We start from the raw sequence: 15,522 nt of genomic DNA, 5'->3' as shown, positions 1-15,522 counted from the left end.
CCCGCAGATACCCGCCTTCTTCCGGTGGAAGGGGCGGCAGAAGCGGGGTTCGAGGCGGAAATAGGCGGGTATCTGCGCGACGGAGACAGGGGTCAGAGGCTGGGGTAGGTGAGGCCGATCTGCCGCCGCACCTCGTCCATCGTGGTCATGATCGCCACCGTCTCGTCGAGCGGCATCACCGGGCTCTCGGTGAGCCCCTCGCGCACGCAGCGCGCCAGCTCGGCCACCTCGTGCCGCAGGCCGTGCCCGGGGTGCGGCTCGTCGTAACGCCACGCCGGCCCCACGCGCGGCACCACGGTGAAGGACGTCGGCGCGTACCACGTGGGGTCGATGTCGAGGTAGCCGTCAGTGCCCACGATCGTTGCGCGGCAAGGGCTCTTGGCCAGCAGCGTCGTCGAGATCACGGCCTGCGCGCCGCCCGGGTGGTCGAGCACCACGGAGGTCTGCGCGTCGACCCCCGTGGACGTCGGCACCGACCGCGCGCTCACACCGGACGGCGTCCCCAGCACCATCGAGGCGAACGACACCGGGTAGATCCCGAGGTCGAGCAGCGCCCCGCCGCCCAGCTCGGCAGCGAACAGCCGGTGCGCCGGGTCGAAGGCGAACCACTGCCCGTGGTCGGCGGTCACCATGACGATCTCGCCCAGCGCGCCGCTCGCCACCACCTGGCGCACCCGCACCAGGTGCGGGTTGAAGCGCGCCCACATGGCTTCCATGGCGAACACGCCGGCGGCTCGCGCGGCGGCCACGACCTCACGCGCCTGCGCGGCGTCCATCGTGAACGGCTTCTCCACGAGCACGTGCTTGCCCGCCGCGATCGCCAGCAGCGCGGCGTCCCGGTGCCCTGGGTGCGGGGTGGTGACGTAGACGGCGTCGACGTCGGGGTCGGCCACCAGCGCCTCGTACGAGCCGTGCGCCCGGGGGACGTCGTGCTCCTCGGCGAAGCGCTGAGCCGAGGCGTCGGTGCGCGATCCCACGGCCACGACCTCGACGTCGTCGAGCAGCGTCAGGTCGCCGGCCATCGCCGAGGCGATGCGGCCGGTGCCGAGGATCCCGAGCCGCAGCGCCGCGCTGGTGGAGGTCATGACTCGCCTTCCGCCGGGATGATGTGGGCCACCACGTAGGTCGGCTTGCCGCGCTCGTCGTCGATGGTCGAGGCCCAGACGTGAGCCGGCACGGGCGACCCGTCACGGTGAAGGTAGCGCTTGGTGACGCGCTGCGTCGGCGCGCCCGGCTCCCTGAGACGGCTGAGGTTCACCGCGTCGGTCGGGGCGTCGTCCGGGTGCGTGATGTCGTTGACCGCCCGCCCCGCGAGATCGTCGGGGCCACGGCCGAGCAACTCGGCGAAGGCGCCGTTGGTGCGCACGATGCGCCCGTCGAGGTCCGACAGCGCCATGCCCACCGGCGACTGGTCGAACGCCCACCGCAGCGTCGCCTCAGTGGACTCCAGCTGGCGGCGGGTCTGCACGTGGCGCGTGACGTCCCGGCTCGTCGCCACCACCTGCGCGGGGTAGTCGTCGCCGTCGTACACGAGCTGGGCGCGTGTGCGCATCCAGCGCCAGGAGCCGTCCTGGTGGTGCACGCGGTGCTGCAGCGTCCAGGGAGCACGGCCCCAGTCGGGCTTGGGTGCGCGCAGGATGCCGCGGCGCTCGTCGGGGTGGAGGAAGTCGGTGACCGAGCGGCCCATGAGCTCGCTCGGGGTGTAGCCGAGGACGGCGAGCGCGCCCGGCGAGGCGTAGAGGACGTGGCCGTCAGGACGCAGGATCGTGGTGAGCTCGTCGGAGCCGATCTGGATCGGGGCGGCCACGGCGACGTCGAGGCTGGTGCCGGCGGGTACGGCGGGCGGACCGAGCGTCGCGCTGAGGACACCCGCACGCTCGGCGTCGTCGTTGGGGTCGGGACCCGGGCGGCCGAAGTACCAGCCCTGCGCGGTGTCGCAGCCCAGGCCCAGCAGCTGTCGCGCCTGCTCGCGCGTCTCGACGCCCTCACCGCAGACCGTGAGACCCAGCGTGTGCGCGGTGTCGATGAGCAGCCGGGCGATGACGGCGTCGCGCGCGTTCTCGTGCACCTGCGCGACGAACGAGCGGTCGATCTTGAGGATGTCGAGTGGCAGCTCGCGCAGCATGCTCAGCGGCGAGTGGCCGATCCCGAAGTCGTCGAGAGCGACCCGGACGCCGAGCGCGCGCAACCCGTGCAGCCGCCGGGCCGTGGCCGCCAGGTCGTCGATCACCGCCGACTCAGTGATCTCGAGCACGAGCAGCGCCGGATCGAGGCCGGACTCCTCGAGCGCGGCGCCGACCTCGTCCTCGAAGTGCCCGGCCGCGAGCTGCACGGGGGACACGTTCACCGAGACCCGCACCGGCGCACCGGCCGCGGCCCAGCGAGCGCCGGCGCGGCACGCTCGGCCCAGCACCTGGGCGCCCAGCTGGTGGATCAGGCCGGTTCGCTCGGCGACGGGCACGAAGACGTCAGGCGGGACGGCGCCCAGCTCGGCGTCGTCCCAGCGGGCCAGCGCCTCGACGGCGATGTGCTGCGCCGACGGGAGCGCGACCACGGGTTGGTAGTGGACGTCCAACCGCTGCGCGGCCAGGGCCTCGCGCAGCCGCGGCTCGACGTCCGTCGGCGTCCCGTGGATCACCGCGCGTGCCCCTTCGTGTGCTCTGCGTGCTGGTCGACGTCCCACTGTGTCACGTAGCCGGCGGCGGCTGGCGGCGACACCCGCTCCGGGCCGGGGCTGACCGGAGAGCCCAAGGCAGGATCGGCGCGCCCGTGCGGCACACTCTTACGTGCTGGGAGGGCTCGCATAGTGGCCTAGTGCGGCGGTCTTGAAAACCGCTAGGCGGGCAACCGTCTCGTGGGTTCGAATCCCACGCCCTCCGCTCGAACCGTACGTCGCTGATCTCGAGGAGAACCACGCATGACCGCGCTCGGACGCCGCACCCTGCTCGCCGGTGCGCTTGGTGCCGCCGGGGCGGCGCTCGCCGCCTGCTCCAAGAAGTCACCGGCAGCCGCCCCGAAGCCGTCGGCCACGCCGTCCCCGACGCCGACGGCGTCGCCGACGGCCAGCCCGGCGGCCGACACGCGCCCCCGCTGGCCGCTCACCGGTGAGCTCATGAAGGACCCCAACGCGGGCAAGCACGCCGCCGTGGCGGTCAAGGTGCCCGACAACAAGAACGAGCACCCGCAGGCCGGTCTCGACCAGGCCGACATCGTCTTCGTCGAGCTCGACGGCTACCGCGACTCCTCCGGCTACAGCGGCACGCGCCTGGTGCCGGTGTTCCACTCCAGCATGGCGCGCGACGTCGCGCCGGTGCGCTCCGTGCGCCCGGTCGACATCCCGCTGCTCAGCCCGATCAACGCGATCATCGGCAACACCGGCGCCACCGGCTGGGTCGGCAAGTACGCCAAGCACTTCGGCAAGTACATCGAGGCGATGCTCACGTACATGGCCACGAAGGGCTCCGGCTCGTACTCGATCGACCCCAAGCGGGTGCGCACCTACCAGGGCAACACCTACTACGACCGGGCCGTCGTCTGTCACCCGGCGGTGCTGGCGAAGCAGACCTCGAAGTTCCGTGCTGGTCCGCAGCAGCCGTACTTCCCGTTCGCCACCGGCGCCGACAAGCCCAGCACCGACACCGGGAAGCCCGCGCGGCGCATCCGCGTGCCGTGGAAGAGCGGCGACTCCTACGACATGAGCTACGCCTACGACGCCAAGTCCGGGCGCTACCTGCGCAGCATGCCGTGGGGCCCGCACACCCTCGCGAACGGCAAGCGCGTGGCGCCGGTCAACGTGCTCGTGATCCGCGCGCGCCAGCACTACGACAAGATCTACCACGGCTCGGGTCACGACGAGCCGATCCACGACATCATCAACAGCAAGGGCACGTTCTACTACTTCCATGGCGGCAAGTACGTCACGGGCACGTGGAGCAAGGGCGCGGTCAACCAGCCGTTCCGCTTCGTGCTCTCGAACGGCGCGCCGTTGAAGATGGCGCCGGGCCAGACCTACGTCGAGCTGGCCCAGCGCGACGCCAAGGTGCGGGTCAGCGCGTGAGCAGCGAGGCGTAGTCCTGGCGGGTCAGCGGGGCCGACGTCAGCGCGCCGCCCGGTAGCGGCACCTCCACCGGCTGGCCGTCGCGTACGAGCTGCACGGCGTCCACCTCGCGCAGCGACGTCGCGGTGAGCACGAGCTGCCCGATCGCGAGCGGGAGCTGGTCGGCCGACGGATCTTTCAGGCCGGCCGCGACCTCCACCTGGGCCAGGCCGTCGGTGAAGTCGCGCAGCTGGATCCGCACTCCCGGCGTCCAGGCGCTGCTGAGGCCCTGGCTGCGCTGGTTGTCGTCGGGCCCGCGCTCGAGCAGCGAGAACAGCGCGGCCAAGCGCGCCGACGTCGTCAGCTGGCGCCCCACCCCCGCAGGCACACCCACCAGCTGGTCGTCGCCGTCGAGCAGGTACAGCTCGGCCTGCTGTCCGGTCCGCTTGGTGCTCTTCAGCTCCGCGTCGTCGGTGGGCGGCGGCGTGCTCGACTGCAGCAAGCCGTACGGCACCTGCTTGGGGTCGAGGGCCCGGGCGGACTGGTCGTGCGGCAGGCCGCAACCGGCGAGCAGCGCGCTCGCGACGACACCCACCACGGCGGCCGCCCACCGGGCCCGCCTCACGCCTGCACCCGCGTGCGCTCGGCGTCCGCCGATGTGGCGATGCGCGCCAGCGGCAGCCGGACGACGAACCGCGCCCCACCGCCCGGACGGTCGATGCACCCGACGTTGCCGCCGAGCGACTGCACGGTCTCCGCGACGATGCTGAGGCCCAGCCCCGTGCCGCGCCGCGAGCCGCGTGAACCGGCGCGCACGAACCGCTCGAAGATGCGCTCGCGCTCGGACTCCGGCACACCCGGGCCCTCGTCGTCCACCGTGACCACGGCATGGTCGCCGACGGCTTCGGCTCGCACGGCCGTCAGCCCCCCCGCGTGCAGGTCGGCGTTGTCGAAGAGATTGACCAGCGCTCGGCTCAGCTGCTGCTTGTCGACCTGGACGACCAGTGGCCCGTCCGGCAGCTGCAGCGGGACGTCGCGGTGCCCGGACTCCAGGGCGTACCGCACCAGCTCGCGCAGGTCGACGTCGCTGAGCGAGCGCAGCGCGACGCCGGCGTCGAGGCGTCCGAGCTCGAGCAGGTCCTCGAGCGAGCGCTGGAACCGCTCGAGCTCGGTGGCGATGAGGTCGAGCGCCTGACGGGACCGCTGGGGTAGCTCGTCGCGCCTGCGCTGCAACAGGTCGACGCTCGTCACGAGGGTGGTCAGTGGCGACCTCAGCTCGTGGCTGATGTCGGCGGCGAAGCGCGCGTCACGAGCGATCCGCTCGTCGAGGGCCTCGACCATGGCGTTGAACGAGCCCACGATCGCCGCCAGGTCGGGGTCGTCGGTGGGCGGCAGCCGGGTGCTCAGGTCGCCGACCGAGATCTGCGTCGCCGCGCGCGCGACGTCGTCGAGCGGGGCGACGACGCGACGCGCGGCGGCTCGGCCGAGCAGCGCTCCGCCCAGGGTCGTCACGAGCGCGAAGCCCGCGAGGACGGCGCCGAGCGTCGACAGCGTGCTGCTCAGCTCGCTGGGCCGCGAGATCTCGTACACCTCGGCGTCGACGGCCCCCAGTGGCACCCCGACGACGATCGTGGGGCCGCGCTCGCTGCGACCCCACAGCACGGCCGCCGACCCGCCGCGCACGCTGTCGCGGACGGTGTCGGGCACGTTGTGGGCGTCGGCGCGCAGCGAGGACGAGAACCACCGCCCGTAGCGGTGCACGAGGATGTCGGTGTCCGCCGGCGGGGCCGCGTTGCCCAGGACGTCGCTCACCTGCGCACCGGACGTCAGCAGCCCATCGCGCACGAACGACGCGTCGGCGAAGGCCTGGCGGGTCGCCGTCCGCTCACGCTGGTCGACCAGGTAGTGCCGCACGACGAAGTACGCGCCGGCCGCGAGCACCACCGACAGCAGCAGCCCGCCGGCGGCGAACGACACCATGACGCTCGCCCGCAGGCCCCAGTGCGACCTCACGTCCGACCACCCCCTCCCGCGCGCGCCCGTTGGGTGGCGCGGTGGCACCCCGCTCCACTCCTATGGCGGGTGGGTGCCCCCGCTGCATTCCCGGAATGCAGTGATCCGCCCCACGGTGCGCTGGCGTGCATGATCACGGGCGGGGGGAGGGGCGGCGTCATCGGACGTCGAGCCGGTAGCCGAGGCCGCGCACGGTCACCACGAGCAGCGGGTGGCCGGGATCGCGCTCGATCTTGGTGCGCAGGCGCCGGATGTGGACGTCGACGATGCGCTCGTCACCGAAGAACCCGCGGTCCCACACCCGCTCGAGCAGCGTGGCGCGGCTCAGCACGCGCCCCGGGGGGTCGGCGAGCTCGCACAGCAGCCGGAACTCGGTGACCGTCAGGTGCACCGCGTCGGCGCCGCGGCGCACTGTGCCGGCCTCGGGCGACAGCAGCAAGGGCCCGTCGGAGGAGTCGAGCACCACCGTGCCGTCGGGGGGTGGCGCGTCAGCCGCCCCCGTGGTGACCGTCGGCCGCCGCAGCAGCGCCTTCAGCCGCGCCAGCACCTCGCGGACGACGTACGGCTTGGTCACGTAGTCGTCGGCACCCGCCTCGAGGGCCGAGACGATGTCGTGGGTGTCGTTGCGCGCGCTGAGCACGATGATCGGGGCGTCGCTCGACGGCCGAGCGCGGCGGATGAACGTGAAGCCGTCCATGCCGCCCAGCATGAGGTCCACGAGCATGAGGTCGACGGGCTCGCGCTCGACCGTGGCGAGCGCGCTCTCGGCGTCGGCGTGCTGCACGACGTCGTACCCCTCGTCCTCGAGGCTGAGGGCGAGGCTGTGGCGGATGCCGTCGTCGTCCTCCAGCACGAGCAGGCGGGTGGGCATGGACCCCATGCTGCCAGCACGCCCCCGGACTCCCTCGTGCGTGACGGCCCAGCGGGAAGTTGTCAACAAACCGCAAACAACCGTTCAGGGCAATCGCAATGTCGGGAGTCCATGCTGGACTTCGTCGCGGGCGGGCCGCAGGGGCCCCGCCGACGCCGCAGAGGGGGTGAAGCCGTGAGCCTGGTGAGCATGACGTCCATCGCGTCCGGACCCTCGGCAGCACCACGGCAGCGCACGGTCGTGGCCGTGCTCGAAGACGCCGCTGTGGCGCAGGGCCTCACCGACCTGCGCAGCCGCCTCACCGAGGTGCTGAGCGCTGGCGACGCCCGCCTGGTGGTCGACGTGAGCGGGCTCGACCGCATCTCGTCCAGCGTGGTCGCTGCCCTGCTGCGGGCCAAGCGCAAGTGCGCGGCTCGCGGCGTCGACGTCGTGGTGCGCGGCTCGGCCGGGCAGAGTCTCGGGCTGCTCACGCGCACGGGCCTGGCCGCCGTGCTCGACGTCGAGGACGAGGAGGCCTGAGGTGGCTCTGCACCTGCCGCTGCTCGAGCCCACGGACGTCGGTTCGCTCGCCTCCCTCGTCCGCGCCCACGGCTGGGTGGTCGCCACGCGCAGCTCCCAGGTGGGCGGCGTGCGTCTGGCGAGCCCGCGGGGCGGCCTGCGCCTCGACGTCGCGGACGCCGGGTCGCCCGAGCGATCGACGCGGGTCGAGCTGGGCGCTGACGGCGGCGTGCACGTGGCGGCCTCCACCACGCCCCCGGCCCTGCTCGTCGACGCCGACTCCGCTCGCACGGTGCCGGCGTTGCCGGGCGGCACCGAAAGCCTCCGGTTGGACGTCGGGCAGCGACTACTCGTACTGTCTGCGGACGCGCTGGACGCGTTGCCGGTGTCGGTGGCTGCGGTGCTGCAGTCTCTTCCGGCGCGACTCGCCGCGGGTGAGCCGCAGGACGTGCTGCGCGAGCTGACCGCCGACCTGGACGCCGGCAGCGCCGCCCTGGTGGTCCGCGAGTCGCCAGTTCACGGCACCTGACTCACTCTGGACGACGACCCGAACCACCCGACCACACGCACCACGAACCCCACGCGAGACCTGAGGAGGCGACATGGGAATCAGCGGAGCTTTCCTGAACGAGCTCAGCGCACAGCGCGCCGCAGCACTGCACGAGCTGCAGCAGGCGCGCGCTGCCGGCAACGACGCCGACGCCGCCCTGGCGCTGGCCCGGCTGCGCGATCTCGACGAGCTGCTCGCCCGCTCCGGCAGCACCGACGTCCGGCTCGACGGCGCGCTCAGCGAGGCGGGCTGATCGCCGTCAGACGTTGTGCTGCAAGCGCACCGGCGCTCGCCAGCCGAGAATCGCCTCGGTCATGCGTACGGCGTCGACTGCCGCTGCGACGTCGTGCACCCGCAGGATGCGTGCGCCCTGCAGCACGCAGTACGCGTGCGTCGCTGTGGTGCCGGCGAGCACAGCGTCCTTGGGGCGGCCCAACGTCTCCTGGATGAAGTCCTTGTTCGACACCGCCGCGAGCAGGGGGTAGCCGAGGTCGGCGAGCTCGCCGAGCCGGCGGGTGAGCTCCAGCGAGTGCAGCGTGTTCTTGTTCAGGTCGTGCCCGGGGTCGACGATGATCCGCTCGGCGGCCACCCCGCGCTCGAGGGCGACGGCGACGCGCGCGAGCAGGAACGCGCGCACCTCCGCGACGACGTCGTCGTACGCCGGTGACGGCAGCTTCTCGCGCGGGGCCGCCTTGCTGTGGCACACGATGAGCGTGCCGTCCTGCTCGGCCACCACCTCGGCGAGCTGCGGGTCGTGCAGGCCCGAGGTGTCGTTGATGACGTCTGCTCCCGCCGCGAGCGCCTCGTGCGCCACGAGGGGGCGCACGGTGTCGACCGAGATGACGACGTCGGTGCGCTCGCGCGCGGCCGCCACGAGGGGGACGATCCGCTCGACCTCCTCGCGCACCGACACCTCCTGGGCGTTGGGCGAGAACGGCACGCCCCCGATGTCGACCCAGTCGGCGCCGTCCGCGACCGCCCGCTCGACGGCCTCGAGTGCCGGCCCGAAGTCGAACGTCGCGCCCTGGTCGAAGAACGAGTCGCGGGTGCGGTTGACGATGGCCATGACGGCCACCTGGCGGCTGAAGTCGAACGTGCGGGCGCCGATCGTGCGCACGCTGCTTGTTGTCACCCGCTGATTGTCGCTCAGGCACTGGCCACCCCCTGCCCCACCCCCGCGCCGCAGGGCCGGCAAATTCCCCGGAAGATGTACGTCTGAAGTCCGCCAGGCGTGCAAATTCCGGGGAATTCGCCGGAGGTCAGGCGTCGAAGTCGACGACGAGCCGGTCGGACGTCGGCACCGACTGGCAGGCGAGCGCGAAGCCCTCGGCGATCTCCTCGGGCTCGAGCGCGAAGTTGCGGGTCATGTCGACCTCGCCCTCCACGACCTTCACTCGGCAGGTGCCGCACACCCCGCCCTTGCAGGCGTACGGGGCGTCGGCGCGCACCGCGAGCGTCGCGTCGAGCACCGAGCCCTCGTCGGGCATCGCGAAGGTCGTGGTGCGGCCGTCGAGGCGCACGGTCACCTGGCAGCCGGTGTCGCCGGACTCGGTGCGGGGGCGGGCGAGTCGGGGCGGCTCGCCGTCGACGTGGAACAGCTCGAGGTGGATCGCCGAGTTCGCGACGCCGCGCTCGACGAGGCGTGTCCGCACCTGCTGCACCAGCTCGAAGGGGCCGCAGAGCAGCCAGTCGTCGACCGTGTCGACCGGCACGACCGATTCCAGCAGCCGGTCGAGCTTGGCGTCGTCGATGCGCCCGGTGAGCAGCTCGGCGTCCTGCGGCTCGCGTGAGAGCACGTGCACGAACTGCAGGCGCGCGGGGTAGCGGTCCTTGAGGTCGGCGAGCTCCTCGGCGAACATCACCGAGCCGCTGTCGCGGTTGCCGTAGACCACCGTGAGCTCGCTGCGTGGCTCCGTCTCGAGCACCGCGGGCAGGATCGACATGACCGGCGTGATGCCACTGCCGGCGACGATGGCGACGTACCGCTTGGCGTTCGTGGGATCGAGGGGGACGCCGAAGCGCCCGGCCGGCGTCATGACGTCGAGCACGTCACCGACGGCCAGCCCGCTGTGGGCGTGCGTCGAGAAGACGCCGCCCTCCAACGACTTCACGGCCACCTGCAGCTTGCCGGACGACGGAGCCGAGCAGATGGAGTAGCTGCGGCGCACCTCCTCGCCGTCGACGGTGGTGCGCAAGGTGAGGTGCTGGCCGGGGGCGTAGCGGTAGGCGTCGGCCAGGTTGTGCGGGACGTCGAAGGTGAGGCGCACGGCGGAGTTCGTGAGGTGGTCGATCTCGCTGAGCCGCAACGGGTTGAAGGCGCCGTGGCTGCGGGCGCTGACCTGCGGCGCGGTGCTGGTGGTGCCGATACCCGGCTCGATCTCGGTGGTCATCAGATGGCCTTGAAGTGGTCGAAGGGCTCGCGGCAGGAGCTGCACTGCCACAACGACTTGCAGGCGGTGGAGCCGAAGTGCGACAGCTCGCGGACGTCGGCTGAACCGCAGCGCGGGCACGTCGGCGCCGCGGGTCGGCTCCCGAGCGTCAGCGGTACGGGGCCAGTGGTGCGCGTCGTGGGCGGCGCGATGCCGTACTCGGCCAGCTTGCGGCGTCCGTCGTCGCTCATCCAGTCGGTGGTCCAGGCGGGGCTGAGCACCGTGCGCACGCGGACGTCGTCGAACCCGGCCGCACGCACCGCGTCGAGGACGTCGGAGGCGATGGTCTCCATGGCCGGGCAGCCGGAGTAGGTGGGTGTGATGACCACCTCGACCGCGCCGTCGTCCAGCACGACGACGTCGCGCAGGACGCCGAGGTCGGCGATGGTGAGCACCGGCACCTCGGGGTCGAGCACCTGCGCCGCCGCGTGGCGGGCCAGCTCGACGTCGGCGGCCACGGTCACCACGTCGCCCCCGGATGGGCCCGGTGCAGGCCCTGCATCTCGTCGAGCATCTCGGCCAGGTCCGGCGTGTGCTCGCCGCGGCGCCCGCCGCCCGCCTCGGGCGCGACGTCCGGCAGCGTCAGCGTCGCCTCAGTGACCACGCCGCGCACGACCTGCAGCACCTCGTCGCGCAGGCTCGAGGGATCGACGGCGACGCCGTCCGCGACGAGCTGTGGGTCGACGAAGTCGCCGTCGAACAGCTCGTCGACGTGCGGCCACACCGTCTCGAGGCCCACCTGCATGCGGTGGTGCGACTCGTCAGTGCCGTCACCGAGGCGCAGCACCCACTCGCTCGCGTGGTCGAGGTGGTAGGTGACCTCTTTGACCGCCTTGGCCGCCACGCCCGAGAGCGTCTCGTCGGTGCTGGAAGCCAAGCGCGAGTAGAGCGCGCGCTGGTAGGCGGCGAACACCAGCAGCCGGGCCATGGAGACCGCGAAGTCGGTGTTGGGCAGCTCGACGAGCTGCACGTTCGTGAACGCGTCGGCGTCGCGCAGGTAGGCCAGGTCGTCCTCGCTGCGGCCGTCGGCGGTGCCGGCGTAGGCCAGCAGCGTGCGGGCCTGACCGAGCAGGTCGAGCCCGATGTTGGCGATCGCGACGTCCTCCTCGAGCTGCGGCGAGCGGGTGATCCACTGCCCGCAGCGCTGCGAGAGCACGAGCGCGTCGTCGCCGAGCGCGAGGGCGTAGGCGGCCACCGGGGCGGAGGCGGTCACAGGTGCTGCACCTCGTCGGGGATGTCGTAGAAGGTCGGGTGCCGGTAGACCTTGTCGGCTGCCGGGTCGAAGAACGCGTCCTTCTCGTCGGGGCTCGAGGCAGTGATCGCGGCGCTGGGCACGACCCAGATGCTCACGCCCTCGCTGCGCCGGGTGTAGAGGTCGCGGGCGTTGCGCAGGGCCATCTCGGCGTCCGGTGCGTGCAGTGAGCCGACGTGCCCGTGCGAGAGGCCGCGGCGGGCCCGCACGAACACCTCCCAGAGCGGCCAGTCGCGCCGGGTGGGCGTGGCCGTCTCGGCCGGCACACCGGACGTCGGCACCGCGCCGTGGCCGCCCTCGGCGGTCAGGTTCGGGTCGGTCGGCAGCTGCTCGCTCACGCCACCGCTCCCCGGGCCCGCGCGGCCTGCTTGTCGGCGTACGCGAGCGCGGCCTCCCGCACCCACGCCCCCTCGTCGTGGGCGCTGACGCGGCGCTCGATGCGCTCGGCGTTGCACGGGCCGTTGCCCTTGATGACCTCGTAGAACTCGGACCAGTCGATCTCGCCGAACCGCCAGTGCCCCGACGCCTCGTCGCCGTCGTCAGCGACCCAGCGCAGCTCGGGGTCGGGCAGGGTGAGGCCGAGCACCTGCGCCTGCGGCACGGTCATGTCGACGAAACGCTGGCGCAGCTCGTCGTTGCTGTGCCGCTTGATGCCCCAGGCCATCGACTGCGCGGAGTTGGGCGACTCGTCGTCCGGCGGCCCGAACATCATCAGGCTCGGCCACCACCAGCGGTTCACCGACTCTTGCGCCATCTCGTGCTGCTCAGGCGTGCCGTGGCTGAGCGTGTGCAGGATCTCGAAGCCCTGCCGCTGGTGGAACGACTCCTCCTTGCAGATCCGCACCATCGCGCGGGCGTAGGGGCCGTAGGAGCAGCGGCAGATCGGCACCTGGTTGACGATGGCGGCGCCGTCGACGAGCCAGCCGATGGCGCCCATGTCGGCCCACGACAGGGTGGGGTAGTTGAAGATCGAGGAGTACTTCTGGCGGCCGGTGTGCAGCATCTCGAGCAGCTCGGCGCGGTCGACGCCGAGGGTCTCGGCGGCCGAGTACAGGTAGAGCCCGTGGCCGGCTTCGTCCTGCACCTTGGCCATGAGGATCGCCTTGCGCCGCAGGCTCGGCGCCTGGGCGATCCAGTTGCCCTCGGGCTGCATGCCGATGATCTCGGAGTGCGCGTGCTGGGCGATCTGACGCACGAGGGTCTTGCGGTAGCCCTCGGGCATCGCGTCGCGCGGCTCGATGCGCTGGTCGTCGGCGATGAGCGCGTCGAAGCGCTCCTGCTGCTCCGGCGTCCACTGCTCGGCGCTGGGCTGCGACGTCATGGGGGCTCCCTTCGGGCGACCGGCTACCCGACCGATCGGTCGGGTCCAGTATGCCAGGGTCTGCCTCCCCCGCCCACCTCGCGCGCTCGCCCGTTGATCACGTTCAGTGGGCGACACTCCGCTTGCCGAGGGGTGCACCCCTCGACAAGCGGCCGGAACCCTCGGCAAGTGCTCCGCGCGGCGACGTCAGGGAGTGGGCTTGGGGCACGCGAGCCCCGGCCGGTAGACGGCGTACTTGCGGCCCTCGGGGTCGAAGGAGAAGCCGAGGTAGTTCTTGTAGAACGTGAAGTGGGCCGTGAAGCCGCCGTGCACGTGCATGAGCCGGTCGCCGCCGGTGTCGTACTCGGCGTAGGTGCCGAGCGCGGCGGCGTGCACGGTGACCTGGGCGCCGTCGGCCAGCGCTCGCGCGTAGCAGGCGAGGTTGGCGCGGCACAGCGCGTACTTGAGGTGCTTGAACTTCACCCGGATCGCCGAGCGCGGCTTCGGGAACGGCTTCAGGACGCCGGCCAGGAACCTGTCGAGGAACACGACGTCCTCCTCCACGACCTGCGTGAGGTGCAGCTCGACGTCGTCCCCGAGCCCGACGCCGGCGTACCCCTTGGCCTGCTCCATGGCCCACATCGTGTGGTGGATGGCGCGCGGGAACGCACAGCCCCACAGCCAGGCGACGGCGTCCTTGGCGAAGGCGGCCCGAAACGCCTTCAGCTCGCCCGCGTCCATCGTCGGAGGGCTGAAGTCGAGGTCGCCGCGACCGTCCTTGTCGTCGGGGTCGCGCGAGGTCGGCGCCACGGGCATCTGCACGTGGATGGGCTGGCCGACCGGTGGGTTCAGCGTGATCGTCATCAGCCGGTCGTCGTCGCTGTTGACCAGGATGGGCCCACCCATCCAGCCGTGGCTGAAGATGCTCAGCTCGGCCAGCGTGCCGGCGTCCTTCGTACCGATGTCCTGGACCCGTTGGTACACGTCCGTGATCGACATGACGTCGGGCTGGCCGGGCTTGAAGCGGCGGTGGCCGCCGACGTCCTGGTAGCTGCCCTTGGTCACCGGCGTGAAGGGCTTGCTGCTGGTGACGGTCTCGACGCGCTTGCCGGTGCCGAAGGTCACCTCGCGCACCTCGACCTCCCCTGACCGCACGTCCATCGTGGTGAAGCGCAGGTCGACGCGCGCGGTGTTGCGCTTGTCGAGCAGGCGCCGTCGGTTGTCGGCGAGCTGGCGGAAGTCGACGCCGGAGAACTCGTAGTCGACGCCGGCGACCAGCAGGTACTGCTTCACGGCGACCTCGCTTCGCTGTCGGTCGGGGCGTCAGTTGTCCGGCTGCCAGTCCTCGCCGACCTTCTTCCACTTCGGCAGCGCGTCGTCGGGCCGCAGCTTGGTCAGCGTGGTGGGCAGGCGCACCAGCCACGGGTCGCCCTGGGGGACCTCGTTGCCAGGCGCACCCTGGGCCTCTTGGATCTCCTTGATGATCGGGACGTACAGCGGGTCGCTGACGTCGGGCGCCGGGCCGCCGTTCCAGATCTCGCCGGTCTCGAGGTAGTGCGCCACCGCGGCCTCGAAGCCTGGCCTGACGGGGAACACGACCCGCGCGGCGCCGGCGCGCAGGAAGTCCGCGAACTGCGGGTCGACGTCGTCCAGCAGCATCCGGTGGGTCCACGCCGGCTTCCAGCCCCAGAAGTACGGGTAGTAGAAGTACACGAGGTGCTCCCACTCGAAGGCCTGCTCGAAGAACCGCACGTACGGCATCTGCGCCTCGGCGCGCGCGAGGTTCGGTTGCGGGTAGCCCTGCGGCGACAGCTCGAGCGCACCGAAGGCCTCGAACTGCTGCGCGGTCAGCATCGTGATGCACTGCTTGCGCAGCTCGGTGGTCGCGATCCGCTGGTTCCAGGCGGGGTTGCGTCCCGTGATCACCACGCCGGCCGCAGCGGCGGCCTCGGCGAGCTTGGACTCGTAGGCCTGCTGCTTGGCCAGGTAGCCGGCGGTGATCGCCGCGTGCGTCTTCAGCTGCCAGGCCTTGTAGGCGCGGGCGGTGCGGGTGCAGAAGATCTCGATGGTGGCGGCGAACTCGCGCGTCTTGGCGGCGAGGACGGCGACGGCCACCGAGCCCACCTCGGCGTCCATCGTCACGTAGCCGGTGCTCCCGAGCGCGTCGATCCAGTTGTTGCCGACCAGCACGCGCCAGGAGGCGCCGTCGTAGGTGCGGTACGTGCGCTGGAACAGGGCGTACGACGCCTGGTAGCCGTCGTCGAGCACGACCTCGATGGACTTGGTGGTCTCGTGGTCGCCGTCCGGCAGCAGCGCGTCGATCGCCTTGGCGACCGTCTTGACCGGCGGCGGGGGCGCCTCCAGGCCAGTGACGTCGTACTGCCGGGCGTAGAGGGTGTAGTTGCCTTCGGTGATCTGGTCGGCCGTGAGGGTGAACGGCGTCGGCTTGACGATCGGGTCGCTCTGCTTGTCCGCCGTCTGCGCCACGACGAACGCGGTGCCCGGCTCGGGGATCGTGACGTCGAAGAGCATCCGCTTGCCGTAGTTGTAGACCTGCGCCTGCAGCACCTTGT

The 15,522-nt window shown here is 71.9% G+C and carries 17 protein-coding genes and 1 tRNA gene; 5 read left to right on the top strand and 13 right to left on the bottom strand.

The window, feature by feature from the left end; all coding sequences use genetic code 11:
* Positions 1–92 precede the first annotated feature (92 nt).
* Both ASD06_RS16125 and ASD06_RS16120 read right to left on the bottom strand, forming a co-directional pair.
* Complete coding sequence (locus ASD06_RS16125) at positions 93–1,085, bottom strand: Gfo/Idh/MocA family protein (RefSeq protein WP_056680003.1); 993 nt, start codon at positions 1,083–1,085, stop codon at positions 93–95.
* On the bottom strand, positions 1,082–2,638 hold the full coding sequence (locus tag ASD06_RS16120; protein WP_056680000.1) for an EAL domain-containing protein: 1,557 nt from the start codon (positions 2,636–2,638) through the stop codon (positions 1,082–1,084). Before ASD06_RS16120 ends, ASD06_RS16125 begins: the two co-directional genes overlap by 4 nt.
* A 154-nt stretch (positions 2,639–2,792) precedes the next feature.
* Between ASD06_RS16120 and ASD06_RS16115 the strand changes: the two genes are divergently transcribed.
* Positions 2,793–2,879, top strand: a tRNA-Ser gene (locus tag ASD06_RS16115).
* 38 nt (positions 2,880–2,917) lie between these two features.
* Positions 2,918–4,057: a DUF3048 C-terminal domain-containing protein gene (locus tag ASD06_RS16110; protein ID WP_056679997.1), complete on the top strand. Its 1,140-nt coding sequence runs from the start codon at positions 2,918–2,920 to the stop codon at positions 4,055–4,057.
* Here ASD06_RS16110 and ASD06_RS16105 read toward each other — a convergent pair.
* The 3 genes from ASD06_RS16105 to ASD06_RS16095 all read right to left on the bottom strand — a co-directional run bounded on the left by ASD06_RS16105 (position 4,047) and on the right by ASD06_RS16095 (position 6,920).
* The gene (locus ASD06_RS16105; RefSeq protein WP_162248098.1) at positions 4,047–4,661 is read right to left on the bottom strand and encodes a GerMN domain-containing protein; all 615 of its coding nucleotides are present in this window, start codon (positions 4,659–4,661) and stop codon (positions 4,047–4,049) included. The two genes, ASD06_RS16110 and ASD06_RS16105, sit on opposite strands and share 11 nt — an antisense overlap.
* Positions 4,658–6,049: a HAMP domain-containing sensor histidine kinase gene (locus ASD06_RS16100; RefSeq protein WP_200942257.1), complete on the bottom strand. Its 1,392-nt coding sequence runs from the start codon at positions 6,047–6,049 to the stop codon at positions 4,658–4,660. The genes ASD06_RS16105 and ASD06_RS16100 overlap by 4 nt, the downstream gene beginning before the upstream one ends.
* A gap of 157 nt (positions 6,050–6,206) precedes the next feature.
* Entirely contained in the window at positions 6,207–6,920 is a 714-nt protein-coding gene (locus ASD06_RS16095) for a response regulator transcription factor (RefSeq protein WP_056679989.1), read from the bottom strand.
* A gap of 174 nt (positions 6,921–7,094) precedes the next feature.
* Between ASD06_RS16095 and ASD06_RS16090 the strand changes: the two genes are divergently transcribed.
* The 3 genes from ASD06_RS16090 (at position 7,095) to ASD06_RS16080 (ending at position 8,221) form a co-directional block, all read left to right on the top strand.
* On the top strand, positions 7,095–7,439 hold the full coding sequence (locus ASD06_RS16090) for an STAS domain-containing protein (RefSeq protein ID WP_162248097.1): 345 nt from the start codon (positions 7,095–7,097) through the stop codon (positions 7,437–7,439).
* Position 7,440: 1 nt separating this feature from the next.
* Positions 7,441–7,947 carry a hypothetical protein gene (locus ASD06_RS16085; RefSeq protein ID WP_056679986.1) on the top strand — a complete coding sequence of 169 codons (507 nt, stop codon included), beginning with the start codon at positions 7,441–7,443 and terminating at the stop codon, positions 7,945–7,947.
* Between the two features lie 73 nt (positions 7,948–8,020).
* Positions 8,021–8,221 (top strand): hypothetical protein, encoded by a 201-nt coding sequence (locus tag ASD06_RS16080; RefSeq protein WP_056679984.1) that lies wholly within the window; start codon positions 8,021–8,023, stop codon positions 8,219–8,221.
* 6 nt (positions 8,222–8,227) lie between these two features.
* On the opposite strand, the gene folP is transcribed toward ASD06_RS16080, so the two are convergent.
* The 8 genes from folP to ASD06_RS16040 all read right to left on the bottom strand — a co-directional run bounded on the left by folP (position 8,228) and on the right by ASD06_RS16040 (position 15,517).
* Positions 8,228–9,034 carry a dihydropteroate synthase gene (gene folP / locus ASD06_RS16075; protein WP_082538205.1) on the bottom strand — a complete coding sequence of 269 codons (807 nt, stop codon included), beginning with the start codon at positions 9,032–9,034 and terminating at the stop codon, positions 8,228–8,230.
* Between the two features lie 193 nt (positions 9,035–9,227).
* A complete protein-coding gene (gene paaE, locus ASD06_RS16070) occupies positions 9,228–10,334 on the bottom strand; it encodes a 1,2-phenylacetyl-CoA epoxidase subunit PaaE (RefSeq protein WP_056681114.1) in 1,107 nt (368 codons plus the stop codon).
* 23 nt (positions 10,335–10,357) lie between these two features.
* Positions 10,358–10,864 carry a 1,2-phenylacetyl-CoA epoxidase subunit PaaD gene (gene paaD, locus ASD06_RS16065; RefSeq protein WP_056679981.1) on the bottom strand — a complete coding sequence of 169 codons (507 nt, stop codon included), beginning with the start codon at positions 10,862–10,864 and terminating at the stop codon, positions 10,358–10,360.
* Positions 10,858–11,610 carry a 1,2-phenylacetyl-CoA epoxidase subunit PaaC gene (gene paaC / locus ASD06_RS16060; protein ID WP_056679978.1) on the bottom strand — a complete coding sequence of 251 codons (753 nt, stop codon included), beginning with the start codon at positions 11,608–11,610 and terminating at the stop codon, positions 10,858–10,860. Before paaC ends, paaD begins: the two co-directional genes overlap by 7 nt.
* Positions 11,607–11,930, bottom strand: a complete 324-nt coding sequence (gene paaB / locus ASD06_RS16055; RefSeq protein ID WP_369853782.1) for a 1,2-phenylacetyl-CoA epoxidase subunit PaaB — start codon at positions 11,928–11,930, stop codon at positions 11,607–11,609. The genes paaC and paaB overlap by 4 nt, the downstream gene beginning before the upstream one ends.
* A 53-nt stretch (positions 11,931–11,983) precedes the next feature.
* Positions 11,984–12,970 (bottom strand): 1,2-phenylacetyl-CoA epoxidase subunit PaaA, encoded by a 987-nt coding sequence (gene paaA, locus ASD06_RS16050; RefSeq protein ID WP_056679975.1) that lies wholly within the window; start codon positions 12,968–12,970, stop codon positions 11,984–11,986.
* Positions 12,971–13,156: 186 nt separating this feature from the next.
* A complete protein-coding gene (locus ASD06_RS16045; RefSeq protein WP_056679973.1) occupies positions 13,157–14,242 on the bottom strand; it encodes a hypothetical protein in 1,086 nt (361 codons plus the stop codon).
* A gap of 30 nt (positions 14,243–14,272) precedes the next feature.
* Entirely contained in the window at positions 14,273–15,517 is a 1,245-nt protein-coding gene (locus tag ASD06_RS16040; protein WP_056679970.1) for a hypothetical protein, read from the bottom strand.
* Positions 15,518–15,522 lie beyond the last annotated feature (5 nt).

Source organism: Angustibacter sp. Root456 (assembly GCF_001426435.1).
In the GTDB taxonomy this organism is placed as follows: domain Bacteria; phylum Actinomycetota; class Actinomycetes; order Actinomycetales; family Angustibacteraceae; genus Angustibacter.
This window is presented reverse-complemented; position numbering and strand designations above follow the sequence as displayed.